The 14,979-nt window shown below is 41.6% G+C and carries 15 protein-coding genes and 1 tRNA gene; 10 read left to right on the top strand and 6 right to left on the bottom strand.

Annotation, left to right across the window (positions count from 1 at the left end; all coding sequences use genetic code 11):
• Positions 1-90: 90 nt before the first annotated feature.
• The 10 genes from J4E06_RS14545 (at position 91) to J4E06_RS14590 (ending at position 9,529) form a co-directional block, all read left to right on the top strand.
• Positions 91-1,395: a TolC family protein gene (locus tag J4E06_RS14545; protein WP_349524702.1), complete on the top strand. Its 1,305-nt coding sequence runs from the start codon at positions 91-93 to the stop codon at positions 1,393-1,395.
• Between the two features lie 7 nt (positions 1,396-1,402).
• The gene (locus J4E06_RS14550; protein ID WP_349524703.1) at positions 1,403-2,494 is read left to right on the top strand and encodes an efflux RND transporter periplasmic adaptor subunit; all 1,092 of its coding nucleotides are present in this window, start codon (positions 1,403-1,405) and stop codon (positions 2,492-2,494) included.
• Positions 2,495-2,510: 16 nt separating this feature from the next.
• Positions 2,511-5,705, top strand: a complete 3,195-nt coding sequence (locus J4E06_RS14555; protein WP_349524704.1) for an efflux RND transporter permease subunit — start codon at positions 2,511-2,513, stop codon at positions 5,703-5,705.
• Between the two features lie 105 nt (positions 5,706-5,810).
• A complete protein-coding gene (locus J4E06_RS14560; protein ID WP_062787381.1) occupies positions 5,811-6,116 on the top strand; it encodes a hypothetical protein in 306 nt (101 codons plus the stop codon).
• An 11-nt stretch (positions 6,117-6,127) separates the two neighbouring features.
• Complete coding sequence (locus J4E06_RS14565; protein ID WP_349524705.1) at positions 6,128-6,328, top strand: YgaP family membrane protein; 201 nt, start codon at positions 6,128-6,130, stop codon at positions 6,326-6,328.
• Between the two features lie 62 nt (positions 6,329-6,390).
• The gene (locus J4E06_RS14570; protein ID WP_349524706.1) at positions 6,391-6,948 is read left to right on the top strand and encodes a YeeE/YedE family protein; all 558 of its coding nucleotides are present in this window, start codon (positions 6,391-6,393) and stop codon (positions 6,946-6,948) included.
• On the top strand, positions 6,945-7,358 hold the full coding sequence (locus J4E06_RS14575; RefSeq protein WP_349524707.1) for a YeeE/YedE family protein: 414 nt from the start codon (positions 6,945-6,947) through the stop codon (positions 7,356-7,358). Before J4E06_RS14570 ends, J4E06_RS14575 begins: the two co-directional genes overlap by 4 nt.
• A 103-nt stretch (positions 7,359-7,461) precedes the next feature.
• A complete protein-coding gene (locus J4E06_RS14580; protein WP_349524708.1) occupies positions 7,462-7,866 on the top strand; it encodes a response regulator in 405 nt (134 codons plus the stop codon).
• A gap of 91 nt (positions 7,867-7,957) precedes the next feature.
• Positions 7,958-8,029 (top strand) — tRNA-Arg (locus J4E06_RS14585).
• Positions 8,030-8,260: 231 nt separating this feature from the next.
• Positions 8,261-9,529, top strand: a complete 1,269-nt coding sequence (locus tag J4E06_RS14590; RefSeq protein WP_349524709.1) for a site-specific integrase — start codon at positions 8,261-8,263, stop codon at positions 9,527-9,529.
• 565 nt (positions 9,530-10,094) lie between these two features.
• Here J4E06_RS14590 and J4E06_RS14595 read toward each other — a convergent pair.
• The 6 genes from J4E06_RS14595 to J4E06_RS14620 form a co-directional block, all read right to left on the bottom strand.
• Positions 10,095-10,526: a hypothetical protein gene (locus tag J4E06_RS14595; RefSeq protein WP_349524710.1), complete on the bottom strand. Its 432-nt coding sequence runs from the start codon at positions 10,524-10,526 to the stop codon at positions 10,095-10,097.
• Positions 10,526-11,920: a hypothetical protein gene (locus J4E06_RS14600; RefSeq protein ID WP_349524712.1), complete on the bottom strand. Its 1,395-nt coding sequence runs from the start codon at positions 11,918-11,920 to the stop codon at positions 10,526-10,528. The genes J4E06_RS14595 and J4E06_RS14600 overlap by 1 nt, the downstream gene beginning before the upstream one ends.
• Positions 11,921-11,926: 6 nt before the next feature.
• Positions 11,927-12,535 carry a hypothetical protein gene (locus J4E06_RS14605; protein WP_349524713.1) on the bottom strand — a complete coding sequence of 203 codons (609 nt, stop codon included), beginning with the start codon at positions 12,533-12,535 and terminating at the stop codon, positions 11,927-11,929.
• Between the two features lie 72 nt (positions 12,536-12,607).
• Positions 12,608-13,303: a hypothetical protein gene (locus J4E06_RS14610; protein ID WP_349524714.1), complete on the bottom strand. Its 696-nt coding sequence runs from the start codon at positions 13,301-13,303 to the stop codon at positions 12,608-12,610.
• Between the two features lie 30 nt (positions 13,304-13,333).
• On the bottom strand, positions 13,334-14,641 hold the full coding sequence (locus tag J4E06_RS14615) for a Kelch repeat-containing protein (RefSeq protein WP_349524715.1): 1,308 nt from the start codon (positions 14,639-14,641) through the stop codon (positions 13,334-13,336).
• Positions 14,642-14,775: 134 nt separating this feature from the next.
• Positions 14,776-14,925 carry a hypothetical protein gene (locus J4E06_RS14620; protein WP_293281838.1) on the bottom strand — a complete coding sequence of 50 codons (150 nt, stop codon included), beginning with the start codon at positions 14,923-14,925 and terminating at the stop codon, positions 14,776-14,778.
• Positions 14,926-14,979: the final 54 nt, after the last annotated feature.

Below are 14,979 nucleotides of genomic sequence, written 5' to 3' on the forward strand. Positions count from 1 at the left end.
TTTTAGGGAAACAGGACATTTTTCTCGGTAACCAAGGTTACTGTGCAGGCGAATTGCCAAATTTAATTTTGCTTCAAATTATTTAAATACATGAAACGAATAATTACATTCACAATACTCATTTGGATCCAGGGACAACTATTTGCCCAAGACCCTGTCAAGATTTCTATGGAAGAAGTATTGACAAAGGTGCAAGAGTCCAATGCCAGCATCAAGGTGTCCGAACAGGAGGCCAAAATGGCAAAATACGATTATAGGTTCTCCAATTCCATCTTTTTGCCACAGATAGCTGTGTCGCATACAGGAATGGCGACCACAAACCCTTTGATGGCTTTCGGTTCTAAACTCAACCAAGAGATTTTGACCCAGGCAGATTTTAACCCTGCCTTGTTGAACGATCCCGATCAGATCGAGAACTACGCCACCGTGGTTTCGGTGGAACAACCCTTGATCAACTTGGATGGGTTTTATCAGCGCAAAGCCGCCAAGACTACGATGGAGGCCAAAGAGCTTCAGGCCATGCGCACCCGAGATTATCTGGATTTTGAAGCCCAAAAGGCCTACGGGCAATTACAATTGGCGCATAGAGCCGTAAGTGTGTTTCAGAAAGCTTACGATGCAGCAAATGCAAACTTGAACATGGCACAGAACAGCTATGATCAAGGCTTGCTTCAAAAAGCAGATTTGTTGGAAGTGAAGGTACGGGTCACCGAGGTCTCCGATCAATTGAAGACAGCCAAAAGCAATGTGAAAAATGCATCGGACTATTTAGCCTTTTTGATGAACGAGCAAGGAGATGTGGTCTATGAACCCTCCGAAGAATTGGTGCCTGATAATTTGGGCGAATCAGTGGACGTTTCACTGGAAAACAGGGCCGATGTAAAAGCCATGGATTTGGTGTCCGAAGCCTACAAAGCAAACATGAAAGCGGATAACATGACCTTTTTACCAAGGCTGAATGCCTTTGCCAGCTACGAAATGTACGATGACCAAATTTTTCAGGCCGATGCCAAAGGATACATTATTGGTGCAAGTTTGAGTTGGGATGTTTTTAAAGGATCCCAACGCTTTGCCAAAGCAGGAAAGAGTAAAACAAGTTATGAAAAAGCGAAACAGGAATACGAGCAGTACGTCGCCAAAAGTACTATGGAGCTACAACGCACCAAACGGATGGTCGAGGATGCCGCGAGCAGGCTCCAGACCTCAAAATTGGCTATGGAGCAATCCGAAGAATCATTGAGAATCCGTACCAACCGATTTAAAGAAGGTTTGGAAAAAACAACGGATCTATTGATGGCCGAAGCCACCTATGCGGAAAAACAATTGGCCTATTATCAAACCATATTTGAATATAATCAAGCACAATCCTTATTAACATTTTTAACCAAAGAATAATTGCAACATGAAAAACACTACGATATATAAAAGCTTCACTTTAATTCTTGCATTGGGATTGACCCTTGCAGGGTGCGGGGGTGATGAAAAACAAGCCGCAACGACCTCAGAGGCGGTAAAGGTAACCGTTGCCGATGTGGACACGGGAGACCAATCCACCATTAAAGCAGGTAGTGGACAGATTAAAGCTGTGAATAGTGCAACCTTGAGTACCCGAATGATGGGCCATGTGGAATCCCTTCCTGTGAAAATAGGTCAAGAAGTAAACAAGGGAGATCTATTGATTTCCATCAACAATGTGGACCTACGAGCCAAAAAAGCACAGGTAGAGGCATCCATTACGGAGGCAACGGTGGCCTTCAACAATGCCAAGAAAGATTATGAAAGGTTCCAGAATCTTTTTAACGAGAACAGTGCTTCACAAAAGGAATTGGACGATATGACCGCCCACTACGAAATGGCCAAAGCCCGATTGGAAGCCGCAAACCAAATGAAGAACGAAGTTAACTCCCAGTTTGCCTATGCCAATATCAGGGCTCCATTTAGCGGAGTGGTGACTAACACCTACATTGACGAGGGCGATATGGCCAATCCTGGTGTTCCGTTGGTTTCAGTTGAATCAGCTGGAGGAGGTTTTGAAGTAGTTGCGAAGGTTTCAGAGAATAATATTTCCGGTATAAAAGTGGGAACCAGTGCTCAAATACTTGTGAAAACTTTGGATACTACCCTTACAGGTAAAGTGTCTGAGTTAAGTGCATCGGCCCAAAATACGGGCGGGCAATATTTGATGAAGGTTTTAATTGACAAAACGGAAGCCAAGATTTTGTCAGGTATGTATGCAACCGTTAGGCTGGAGGCTGAAAATGAGAGCAACGGAAAAACAGTTGTTACGGTTCCGTCCAAAGCCTTGGTGCATAAAGGACAGTTGACAGGCGTATACACCTTGGGTCAGGATAATGTGGCCTTATTGCGCTGGTTGCGACTGGGCGACAGCTACGGTGATGAAGTGGAAGTGTTGTCGGGCTTGTCCAAAGGAGATCAATATATCGTATCGGCCGAAGGAAAGTTGTACAACGGAGCCAAAGTAAGCATTCAATAACCCAAAAACGCTAACAATGAAAGACGGACTTGCAGGTAGAATTGCCAAAGGGTTTATCAGCTCCAAGCTAACGGTGCTCTTAATGATCGTGTTTATGGTCATTGGGGTGTACAGCTCCTTCCTTATCCCAAGGGAAGAGGAGCCCCAGATAGACGTGCCCATGGCGGATATTTTTGTGGGGTATCCCGGGGCCAGCCCCACCGAGGTGGAATCCAGGATCACAAAACCGCTGGAAAAAATTATATCGAACATTAAAGGCGTAGAATATGTGTATACCACTTCCATGCAAGAGCAGGGAATGGCCATTGTACAGTTCTACGTGGGAGAAGATATCGAAAGGTCTTTGGTACGCTTGTACGACGAGATCAACAAGCACATGGACCAAATGCCCGCCGGGGTTACCATGCCATTGGTAAAAACCCGCGCCATTGATGATGTGCCTATGCTGGCCCTTACACTTTGGAGCGAGGAGTACGATGATTTTCAGCTAAGGCAGATCTCAGGAGAGCTCATCAACGAGATCGAAAAAGTAAACGGGGTTTCCATCACCAAAAAGATAGGAGGTCGCAGTCCCCAGCTTCGTGTGGTGGTGGACAAGGATAAAATGGCCGAATCAGGAATTGATATGTTGGCCGTTGCCCAAATGATCAAGGCCAACAACCAGCAAATGGATGCTGGTAATTTCCTTGCCAACGATACCGAGTTCCACATCAGTACAGGAAACTTTTTAAAAACCAAGGAAGACCTTGAAAACCTGATTGTAGGCACCAAACAAGGTCAACCCATCTATCTAAAGCAGATATCAAAGGTATTGGATGGTCCAGAACTGCCTAAAAACTATGTTTCCCTTGGATTTGGAGCCGCAAGTGAAAAGGCAGAGACCTATAAATCAGAATATCCAGCGGTCACCATTTCCATAGCCAAAAGAAAAGGAGCCGATGCCATGAAGATTGCCGATGTGGTGTTGGAAAAGGTAGACCACTTAAAAACTACCTTGATTCCAGATGAGGTAAAGGTTGAGGTGACCCGAAACTACGGGCAAACAGCTTCGCAAAAAGTATCGGAATTGTTGATGCACTTGATCGGTGCCATCATTGCCGTGACCTTTGTGGTGATGTTGGCCATGGGATGGCGAGGTGGACTTGTGGTGTTCCTATCGGTGCCCATCACCTTTGCGTTGACTTTGCTCAGCTATTATCTGCTGGATTACACCTTGAACCGAATTACCTTGTTTGCCTTGGTGTTTGTAACAGGTATTGTGGTGGACGACTCCATTATTATTGCGGAGAACATGCACCGTCACTTTAAAATGAAACGGTTACCGTTCAAGGATGCTGCGATCTATGCCATTAATGAGGTAGGGAACCCGACCATTTTGGCCACGTTTACGGTAATTGCATCCGTGTTGCCCATGGCATTCGTGTCTGGATTGATGGGGCCTTATATGTCGCCCATGCCCATTGGAGCTTCGATTGCGATGTTGCTATCATTGTTCGTGGCGTTGACCATCACTCCCTATTTGGGCTACATCTTCTTAAGAGAAAAAGACAAAAAGAAGAAAAAGGAAAAAGCCCCCGTTGAAATACAGGACACCTTCATTTACAAAGCTTACTCTCGATTTGAAAGCCCTTTGATAGAGAGCAGGAAAAAAAGATGGTTGTTCTTGGGCATTACCTTCTTCTTGCTGCTTGCCTCCATTGGAATGTTCTTTACCAAATCGGTAGCCGTAAAAATGCTTCCTTTTGATAACAAGAACGAGTTCCAAGTAGTGATAGACCTTCCCGAAGGAACGACCTTGGAAAGGACATCAGCGGTAACCAAAGAAATTGGAGCATATCTGTCCACTCGTCCCGAAGTGGTCAACTATCAAACCTATGTGGGGACATCTGCCCCAATTACATTTAATGGTTTGGTAAGGCATTACGACCTTCGTGGTGGTAGCAATATGGCCGATATTCAGGTCAATTTGGTGGACAAGCACGACAGAAGCGAACAGAGCCACGATATTGCCAAATTGCTCAGACCAAGAATTCAGGAATTGGGCAAAAAATACGATGCGAACATCAAAATTGTTGAGGTGCCGCCTGGACCTCCTGTGCTCTCCACCATTGTGGCCGAAGTATACGGACCCGATTATGATAAACAAATTGCATTGGCCGATAAGGTAAAAGGTATTTTGAACAATACCACCGATGTTGTGGATGTGGATTGGATGGTCGAGGATGATCAAGTCGAGTATGATTTTGTGATCGACAAAGAAAAAGCGATGCTTTATGGAATTACTCCGCAACAAATTGTACAGGTGATGGGTATGGCTTTTCGTGAACAGCCCGTATCACATATCTACCGTGAAGATGCCTTTGATCAAATTGGGATTGTGCTTTCCATTAGTGAGAAGGATAAATCCAGCTTGGAGGAGATCAAACAGTTAAAAATAGCATCCCAGCAGGGCAATATGGTTTCCGTTGGGGATTTGGTTCAGGTAAAAGAAGGCATCAAGGCCAAGAGCATCTACAGAAAAAATCAAAAAAGGGTCGTGTATGTGATGTCCGATATGGCAGGGGAATTGGAAAGCCCCGTGTACGCCATTTTGGGTATGACGGACAAGTTGAACCAATTGGAGCTTCCGCAGGGATACTCCATCAACGAACTCTATATGGAACAGCCCCAGTTTGAAGATGATTACACCGTAAAGTGGGATGGGGAATGGCAGATAACCCTTGAGGTATTCCGCGATCTGGGAATCGCATTCTTGGGTGTGATTGTCATTATTTATATGTTGATCGTAGGGTGGTTCCAAAACTTTAAGGCACCCATGGTGATGATGGTGGCCATACCACTTTCATTGATCGGTATTGTGCTCGGACACTGGTTGCTCGGTGCATTCTTTACAGCAACCTCCTTTATCGGTATGATTGCCCTTGCGGGCATCATGGTGCGGAACTCGGTGTTACTGATTGACTTCGTCAATTTGAGATTGGATGACGGGATTCCCTTGAAACAAGCCGTCATAGAAGCGGGCGCAGTACGTACCACACCAATTTTATTGACAGCGGGGACCGTTGTTATTGGAGCCTTTGTGATTTTGTTCGACCCCATTTTCCAGGGATTGGCCATTTCACTGATGGGAGGAACCATAGTGTCCACTGTTTTGACGCTATTGGTAGTGCCATTGGTGTATTACTTGATAGAACGAAAAAATTACAAATAAGATGAAACCGAGATGGCTAAAATAATCTTTAGGCACACCGTGCAATGATTCTTTTAGTCGTAAAAGGTTCCATGTGACCATTGAAAGAACTATAAAAATATGCGCATGAAAATGATCATTGTTACCACGGTAGAAGAATATAAGAGCGAGGTTTTTAAACTATTTAAAAAGGCCGGCGTGGAAAGTTTTAGTGAATCCGATATTGATGGGTACAAAAGTGCAGCGCCGTTGATGTACACCAGCAGCTGGTTCCCAAGTGAAAAGGGTGGGGCGGCATCCAACATGTTTTTCTCTTTCACCCAAGAGGAAAAAGTAACTGAATTGTTCAAATTAATAAAGCAATTCAATACCGAAAGTGAAACCACCAACCCCATTAGAGCGGTAGAGATACCCATAGAAAGAACTGTTTAAAAAACATTAAAATGAAAAATAGAATTGTAAGAGGCGTAGCGGGAACATTTATATTGATAAGTCTGATTTTGGCCATTTATGTAAGTCAAAATTGGCTCTGGTTTACCGCTTTTGTGGGTGCAAACTTGCTGCAATCATCGTTCACCAAGTGGTGTTTGTTGGAAGATATTTTGAAGAAATTCGGAGTGTCCGATGCCAATAAAAGCTGCTGATAGCACTTATTAGGTTTGATATTTAGAGCATTTTCATGATCTTTGTTCAAAACCTCACGAAAATGCTTTATCAACCTTGGCCTTGGTATGTATCGGGCCCACTTATAGCCATTATTATGGCTCTGCTCATTCTTATGGGCAAAAAATTTGGAATGTCCTCCAATCTTGAGACCTTTTGCTCCATTGGCGGAGCAGGAAAGTTTTCGGATTACTTCAAAATTGATATAAAATCCAAACGATGGAACCTGTTGGTTGTCCTTGGCTCTGTAATCGGGGGGGTTGTTGGAGCTCAGCTGCTTTCCCCCAATCCAGCAGTAAACATTTCAGATAAAACCGTTACCAAATTGCAAGAACTCGGGTTTGATAGTGCTGGTACAGCCTATTTGCCCACCGAGCTTTTTAGTATGGAATCCTTAACAGACCCAAAAGTATGGGTCATTTTACTCGTGGCTGGCTTTTTGGTGGGCTTCGGCACTCGTTATGCGGGAGGTTGTACCTCTGGACATGCTATTTCTGGTCTAAGTAACCTTCAACGACCTTCACTTATAGCAGTAATCGGATTTTTTATCGGAGGACTGATCATGGTTCACCTGTTGTTTCCCTTAATTTTTGCATCATGAAGAGTTTGGCATATATCATCATAGGTACATTTTTAGGAGTAGTGCTTTACAAGTCCGAAGCGGCTTCGTGGTTCAGGATCTATGAAATGTTCCAGTTCGATTCCTTCCATATGTACGGTATTATTGGCTCTGCTTTGGCTGTAGGAGTGGCATTGGTTTTTTGGATAAAAAAATCGAAGGTAAAATCCTTTTCGGGGGAAAACATTAGCATTCCCCACAAAGAAAAAACGTTTGCCAGATACATTTTGGGCGGAACGCTCTTTGGGCTTGGATGGGCCTTGGCCGGTGCTTGTCCCGGACCTATATATATTTTGGTTGGAGCAGGCTATTGGCCCATTGTTATTGTGCTGTTTGGTGCGGTTTTGGGCGCCTTTGTTTACGGTGTTTTAAGTGGTAAACTACCTCATTAAGGTTGACTTAACGGGATATTTGGGCCAAACAACGATCATGAATGGTTTGTTGGTCTCCAGCATATAGCTTTGTCTGTCCCAAAACTTACGTAATAGTCCCTACATGAAGCTAACTACGTTTATTATAGACGATGATTTGGTATCGCAATTCGCGACGCGGTACTGCATACAACAATCCCACGGTAATTTTGATATTGTTACCTGCTCCAGCGGCGAGGAGGGAATACAAGCGTGTTTAAGTTCCATTAAGGAGCACGACAGATTACCAGATATTATTTTTTTGGACTTGGTAATGGATGGCATGAACGGTTGGGATTTTTTGGATAACCTCAAGAATCTGTTCAAGGAACACCAACTACCCAGTGTTTATGTGCTCTCCGCTTTTACGAATGCATCGGATCGAACCATTGCCAAAAAAAATGGCTTGATTTCTGGTTACGTGGATAAACCTTTGTCTCGTTCCTATTTGGAAAAAATACTAAAAGAGGAGGCGGCAAAAAGGTCTTAGGTTGGTTCCTAAAAAATCCACAGAGAAATAGATGGTGGGAGTTGCATAAGATTCATCAAAAAACCTATTTTTGCAATCCATTTTGATGGATGGCCCCGTAGTTCAATGGATAGAATAGAAGTTTCCTAAACTTTAGATGCAAGTTCGATTCTTGCCGGGGCCGCTTTTTGACTACTGAATGATTCAATAAATCATTAAATAAATGAAAATCAGACATTTAATATTTTATGATTTCAATTGAATTCCTTTGATATGTGCTTTAAAAGTTCACAAATCGTCAACATTTTTTAGGTTGCTGTTTTAAATTAAGTAATTAAAATTCAGTAATTTAGTTGGAACACTCGATTTGATTTGACTTTCGTCTTCGCCAACGTTTAACAAAAAGAAGACAATTATGAGGTCAAATTCCACTTTTTCCGTCCTGTTTTGGCTTTATTCCGGTAGGTCAAAAAATGGGAAAGCCCCTATTTATGCCAGGATTTCTGTCAATGGTAAAAAACTGAACATTAGTTTAAAGCGAAGAATCCAAATCAATCAATGGGACTCTGAAAGGCAGCGGGTAAAAAATTCTACTATTGATGCTAAATCCATCAACCAGTATCTTGATGAGTTCTACTCTGGTCTGTTCCAATCATTTCAACAGCTGCGCATAGAGGGCAAGCACATCACCCCTCATAGTGTAAAAGCCAGATTTATGGATGAGGAAGAGGATAATCAACATTTTACCTTGAGGGACATTGTGTCTTATCATAATACCAATATGTTTCCCAAGCTACATTGGAATACTTCAAGATTATATCTCACCAGTCGGAAGTATATCTTTTTGTTTTTGAAGAAAAATTTAAAAAAAGAAGATATCCGACTTGATGAATTGAACTATAAGTTCATCCTTGACTTTGAAAATTTTCTTCGCAGTCATAAACCCAACCACTACCAACAACAAATTGGAAATAATGCTGTAATGAAACATATCCAAAGATTAAGAAAGATGGTTTCTTTGGCATATCGATTGGAATGGATAGACAAAGACCCTTTTAGGCAGTTTAAGCAGAGATTGACTCCGACGAATAGAGAGTATTTAGGTTCCGAGGAACTTCAAGCGATTGAAGAGCTCAAACTTGATAGTAATCGGCTGAAAACCGTCAGAGATCTTTTTGTGTTCAGTTGCTATACCGGGGTATGTTATACGGATTTAATGCTCTTAACGGAAGATAATGTGGTCATGGGCATAGACAAAAAATATTGGATAATCACCAAAAGACAGAAGACCCATAATCCGGTCAAAATACCACTTTTAAAAAAAGCTCTTGACTTGATTGAACTTTATAAAGAGGACACTAGGTCCATCATTAACAACACGTTGTTTCCAAGAATCTCCAACCAAAAGATGAACGCTTATTTGAAAGAGATTGCAAGTGAGGCAAAAATCAAAAAGAATTTGACATTTCATATGGCAAGGCACACGTTCGCCACGACAGTTACCTTGACCAATGGTGTGCCGATAGAAACCATTTCAAAAATGTTGGGGCATCGAAAACTTACTACCACACAGATTTATGCAAAGGTGTTAGAAAGAAAGGTTGGTGAAGATATGGAGATTTTGAGAAGCAAACTGGAATCGCCAATTGAGTCAAATCCAAAAAAGAAATCGAATGAAGCATAGCGAAGTGCTGAAACGCTATATTCTTATCTCGAACTTTTGCGCTTGGTTTCTATCTGGTTTTTGTAATGTTTAGAAAGATAAGTTTAATCAACCGCTCCTAATAAACAAAAACCACTGAATTTATTGTTACTCTATACACCAAAGAAAGGTATTTGGGTTTTCACGCTCGCGTGAAAAATGAATAGCAAGAGGGTGATGCGCAAATTGCGCCATCACGGTTGTTTTCAGGTCTTCAACAAGTTGAAAACCAGTTAATTGAACACCTTTTGGAATACTGTAAACCCTTTGGGAATCCCAGTAAACACTGGAAATTTTTGACGAAAAAATTGACGCAATTTCACTAAAAAACAAAATTGGGCCTATGGAAAAGCAATCTAAAGCTTAAAATAACGGAATGGAGATTGGAATGATATAAAATTGAGGCAAACAGACCATTGGATTACCTCAAATGATGAGGAGAGTATATCGGATTAATAGATAGAATTGCCTCGCTCAGTAAGGTTAGTTTGGCAAGATTTGGGGCTTGCAGCGCGAAACTTGGTTTCGCTCGCCTTTGTTTAGAATTTCAGTTAATGCCTGGTTTTTTACCTGATAAATGCTCAACTCTAGTTAATTCCTTACTACAATCATCCGAACTTGAGGTTTTTAAGATATTGTTTTCCACTATAATGGTTTCATCCCTCCAGGTTTCCTTTCCCATAGTATTTTTCCATTTCACCTGTCCAACATAAGTGCCCGGGTTTTGCTGGGAAAGATGGAAGCCAACTTCATCCAAGGTGAACTTGTACCTTCCAAGCCCCCCGAGCTTTGCATAGCGTCCTTCAATTTCTCCATTTTCATTGGTGTAAAAGGTAACTACACGTCCATCACATCCTTCCCAAGATCCAATGATGTCCGTATAGGTGGAAGTTGCTATTGGACTTATAGATTTACAGCTGACCCATATGCCCAAGCTTAGGGACAAGAATACGATGAACTTTATTTTCTTTACTTTCATTAGTCCTTTCTTTGATATTTATCTTTCATAAATTCAAAATACATATAGCCAAAACGGTCGTACCAGTCTTCAACCCCATACTTGGCCTCGCAAATGTTGAGTTCCATCATGGCATCGGCCAGACTTTGTAGAAATTCAGCATATTTAGCATCATAAGCTTGTTCAAGTTCGGTCACGGACTTTTCGATATTTCTTCGTTGGGTTTGCCAGGCCATACCACCAACACCGCTAGGGGTAAAGCCAGATACGTCGTCTCCAAAGGAAATTGCGGCATTGGAAAAGTCCTTGGTGCATTTATAGATTGTGGCAAGCTTTTCAAACTGGTATCGCATGTTGTTAAACTTCTTTCGGGCTTCAAAAAAACATTCTGCACAGCCTTGGTTTTCCTCCTCAGAGATTTCCCCGTTATCATCAAAATAAAAATCGGTACAAATGGAAGGAATGGAAGGTGCTTGGCCCGGTGGTGCTGAACTGATGCATTTACCCAGTCCATTATTATAGGTAGAATAGAGTAACTTTACATTGTCCCATTGTTTCCGTATCGTAGAGATGGTCTTGTCTAGATCCTTAACTGCTTTGTCCACAGCTTTGCGCTCGCTCTCCAAACCCGCTAATTGGCTCATGACCATTGCATGTTTTGAATTTTGCTGCTTCTTCCAATTTTCAAACTCTTCCATGGTCAACACAGCGCCCCCATCTTGACCAAAGCTTGAAAATGGCATTAATGATAGAAGCAAGAGAATCACTGCTGTCCCTTTTCCCTTTCTACCCATAAGTTTTCCAGCCAAAACACCTATGACCAGTAAAGCAACCCCGAGGGCAATGTATAACAGGTAATTGGTCTTCCCTCCATCGCCGGTCGTCCCAGCAGCTTCAATGGGTGAGGCTTCACCACTGGATGTCATTTCATCTTCATTGATTGACCTAAAGGCACTGCCCAAATAGGTTTTTTTTTCGGGGCTGGCCACCACTGCAATGGTATAGATAGAATTGTTGGGTTGCTCCGGCTCTATTTTTATTCCAAAACTTCCCCAGGTACGTATTTTGAAGTCCGCTACCCCATCTCGAGCATTGACAGTGTTTTGTTGGGCCTGCACGGCTTCCCAGTTATCTTTTGCCAAGCTTACTTTTAATGGAGTGCCGTCTACACTGGTGACCAACACATCAACAAAATTATAAAGGTCGTGGCCGGTAACGTAGTGGTACATTGCGGAATCTTTTAGTCTATTAAAATAAACAATGCCAAGTTCCCCGTCGTGCCCCGTTCTAGTGTCTGCCAATAGTTTCAATTCTACCGGCTGAATCGCTTTGTTCAAGGTGAAAGGTTGGGCATATCCCTGAAACGCACCTATAAACAAGAGGCCAAACAACAAGATGTTTTGCAATAGTTTCATCTTAATTTATTTTTGGTAGTGATCAATAAGATAGTTGGCAATTTTGTACGTATTCTGTTTCTGTTCTTCCCTTTGGGAATCTGTCAGTTTGGGACCACTAGTGTTTAAATAACTGTAACTGATTTTTATAGGGTTTCCATAGTTTGTATTTAACAGCAGCAAGAAGCCCTGTACAGGATGTCTTTTTATATAGGTATCGCCGGATTTACTTATACTGAGATCAATCATCTCGTTCTTCAGTCCACTTTTTATTTGGTCTTCAACAATGTTTTTGTCTCCCCATTTTTCTAGGCTTATTCCGTAATTGACCGTAAAATTGCCTGGATGGGTTACTTTATACCAGCAATCTCCCTGATAGTTGCTTTGTTCTTCTACTTGATGATTACTGTATCCCAAAGCCTTGGCCAATTGAGAAGGGGTAAGTTTGCAATCTCCACTTGGAGTGTATAGTTGGGTATAATCCCCTTTTTGCTCCAAATCCATTGCGCTGGCAGCTTCCAATTTTAGATCTGTCCCAGAACTCTCTGTAGTTGATTTTTCCTTTTTTCCTGTATCGCCACAAGCAGCTATTAGCAACACGCCCAAAAAGGCAATAGTAATGTTTAATGCTTTCATAATGTTGTTCTAATGTTTATTAAAGCTCTCTTATTTTAGAACTTGACTTACAGTTAAGCCCTATCGCATGGATTATTCATCAATTCTATCAACTTTAATATTCGCTATCTCCAAGGGTTCATATTTGATATAATAGTTCTCTGCCCCCGCGATAATCGGACTTATCTTTATTTCTCTGCTATCACCAATAAAATCGAACATAATCTCGTCGTATTGGTTGTTGATAAACCAAGTTTCATTATATCTTCCAGTAACATTGGTCATCACTTTTTTGTTTCCGTATTCGCCAGGTTTAAGTTTGATGATCACGCGGTATCTTTGTCCGGCCTCTGGATTGAATTGCAAAACCAGATACCTCATTTCAGGTAAAAACCCTGGTGCTCCATTGTTTACTCGCGGATAATATTTGTTTTCTGGATACACACTGATGTATCTGGGGGACTGCTCAAATTTTCCAAAATATGATACCACCTTCATATCCTTGTCCGTCATTCGTCCAGGTTCAATTTCCCATGATTTGTTGTACTTAAGCTTCAATAAAGCAGAACGGTCATATGTAGTTGCGGGAAGTTTTGCTATTTGTTTTGCATTAAGGCTTTCAAACTTTTTCACCTCTATCCTTTGTGGCTTGGCAATGATTTTGTTGCTCAAATCTATTTTGGAGGTCTGGGAAATATTGATGTTTGTGTTCTTGGGCAACTTTTGGGCATGCAGCGTGCAAATTCCTGTTACCATAGTAGCCAATAATAATTTAACAATTGATTTCATAAGCTTATTTAATTGAATTGATTAAGATCTTCAGTTAAGTTTCCAAACGGTATTGTTTGTTGTTGAAAAATTGCTTCGTTGTGTTCCACCAATGGCAAATAGTTCTCCATTTAGATTTACCAATGTATAGAAAATGGCTCTTATCGGAACCGAATCAATCGTTGTGGCAGCCACCCATTCCACTCCGTTGGAAGATTCATAAAAGGTTGAATCGGGATTTGGGCCATCCACAGGGGTGGTCATCAATATAATTTTACCATCCAATACTACGGTCCTTACCGAGTTTATGCCTCTCTCACGGATTTCTGAAACTTCCGGGGTCGACCAGTTGATTCCATCCATACTGGTCCTTGTACTGATTTCTTCAATGTCCAAATCTGCATTGGGCTCAAAGGAATACAGGGTTTCATTCAAGTTTTCAATTTGAAAACTGTACTTGGTATCAAACCCGTGATTTTCTATTTCCAAATTCCAATTTAATCCGTCGATACTGCTGTACACATTGCGTTCTGGAGATAGGTCATCTATATCGCCCGAATAGCCGGCAATTCTAAATATTTTATCCCCCAATACTTCAAACTTTGAATTTTGATATTGTATAAATGGCGTGGTCTCCGTTTCTTCCACCCAAGCGATACCATTTTCAGAGCTAAAAATTTTCGTGGAGAGGAAACCTTCGGAAACACCTCCGTAAATCCATAACTTGCCGTTGAAGGCAATCAATTCATGTCCATAGATGCCCCCAAAAGGAAAATCGCCTTCCAACGTCCAATTCTCACCATCATCACTGGACCAGATATCCGTAAGGGCAACATCTGCTTCATTTCGTCCTCCAATCACCCAAATTTTATCATCAAATACTTCAACCCCGGTGGCTTTTCTGGCACCGTATGCAGCATCTTCAGTAATTAAGCTTGGGAATATGAGCTCTGTGGTAAATGTTTGAACTTCGCTTTCCGCCACCGTTTCACCCTCTTCATAAGCTATAATCTGCCAAAAATAGTCGGTGTTCAAATCAAGGGCATCGTCCGTTTCAATCTCATATGAAGTAACTGTGAGTCCTGATTCGATTTCGGTCAGTGTATTTTCAGAAGTTCCAAGGAACAAGGAATACGTAACCGGTTGGTCGCTATCGTAATTTTCCCAGCTGATCGATGGTGTTTTGGAAACTGGGCTTTCGTTGTTAGTCGGAGACAAGGTTGCCAATGTTTCTATAATTGGCTCATCGCCAACACCGTCATCATCAATAACGACAACTCCGTTTCCATTGTCATCATTGCCGCAACCTTGGCACAATAGGATAAGACAAACGATAATTGATCTAAAAAAAAGCTTCATGAGTAGTTTAATTTAATGTTGTTTAGGGGAACAATTTTGTTATTCCAATGCCAAGCCAAAGTGATTGATTACTTCGTGGTAGATTGTTTTATTAATAATCCATAGTTTGCCGTGTTGACGCTTTTCTCCTTGGCCTATTCCTTAGAGAAATGTGTGCTTTTGATGACATTGTTTTTATTCATAATCTTTAGCTTGTATTTTCCCTTTTGCAATTTGTTCACGTTCAAATAAATCTCATATCGGGGAACTTCTTCAAGTATGCCTTCATACCTCTTTTTCTTCATGGTGATATGAAGTGTTTTTGTGTTAGTCAATCGGTAAGGTTGAATGAATGGGTT

Origin of the sequence: Allomuricauda sp. NFXS6 (assembly GCF_040148835.1) — a bacterium.
Taxonomy (GTDB): domain Bacteria; phylum Bacteroidota; class Bacteroidia; order Flavobacteriales; family Flavobacteriaceae; genus Flagellimonas.

What these genes read in the sequence shown, in the direction of transcription:
- J4E06_RS14545 (WP_349524702.1), top strand. Translation starts at nt 91, where the DNA reads ATGAAACGAATAATTACATTCACAATACTCATTTGGATCCAGGGACAA.
- J4E06_RS14550 (WP_349524703.1), top strand. Translation starts at nt 1,403, where the DNA reads ATGAAAAACACTACGATATATAAAAGCTTCACTTTAATTCTTGCATTG.
- J4E06_RS14555 (WP_349524704.1), top strand. Translation starts at nt 2,511, where the DNA reads ATGAAAGACGGACTTGCAGGTAGAATTGCCAAAGGGTTTATCAGCTCC.
- J4E06_RS14560 (WP_062787381.1), top strand. Translation starts at nt 5,811, where the DNA reads ATGAAAATGATCATTGTTACCACGGTAGAAGAATATAAGAGCGAGGTT.
- J4E06_RS14565 (WP_349524705.1), top strand. Translation starts at nt 6,128, where the DNA reads ATGAAAAATAGAATTGTAAGAGGCGTAGCGGGAACATTTATATTGATA.
- J4E06_RS14570 (WP_349524706.1), top strand. Translation starts at nt 6,391, where the DNA reads ATGCTTTATCAACCTTGGCCTTGGTATGTATCGGGCCCACTTATAGCC.
- J4E06_RS14575 (WP_349524707.1), top strand. Translation starts at nt 6,945, where the DNA reads ATGAAGAGTTTGGCATATATCATCATAGGTACATTTTTAGGAGTAGTG.
- J4E06_RS14580 (WP_349524708.1), top strand. Translation starts at nt 7,462, where the DNA reads ATGAAGCTAACTACGTTTATTATAGACGATGATTTGGTATCGCAATTC.
- J4E06_RS14590 (WP_349524709.1), top strand. Translation starts at nt 8,261, where the DNA reads ATGAGGTCAAATTCCACTTTTTCCGTCCTGTTTTGGCTTTATTCCGGT.
- J4E06_RS14595 (WP_349524710.1), bottom strand. Translation starts at nt 10,526, where the DNA reads ATGAAAGTAAAGAAAATAAAGTTCATCGTATTCTTGTCCCTAAGCTTG.
- J4E06_RS14600 (WP_349524712.1), bottom strand. Translation starts at nt 11,920, where the DNA reads ATGAAACTATTGCAAAACATCTTGTTGTTTGGCCTCTTGTTTATAGGT.
- J4E06_RS14605 (WP_349524713.1), bottom strand. Translation starts at nt 12,535, where the DNA reads ATGAAAGCATTAAACATTACTATTGCCTTTTTGGGCGTGTTGCTAATA.
- J4E06_RS14610 (WP_349524714.1), bottom strand. Translation starts at nt 13,303, where the DNA reads ATGAAATCAATTGTTAAATTATTATTGGCTACTATGGTAACAGGAATT.
- J4E06_RS14615 (WP_349524715.1), bottom strand. Translation starts at nt 14,641, where the DNA reads ATGAAGCTTTTTTTTAGATCAATTATCGTTTGTCTTATCCTATTGTGC.
- J4E06_RS14620 (WP_293281838.1), bottom strand. Translation starts at nt 14,925, where the DNA reads ATGAAGAAAAAGAGGTATGAAGGCATACTTGAAGAAGTTCCCCGATAT.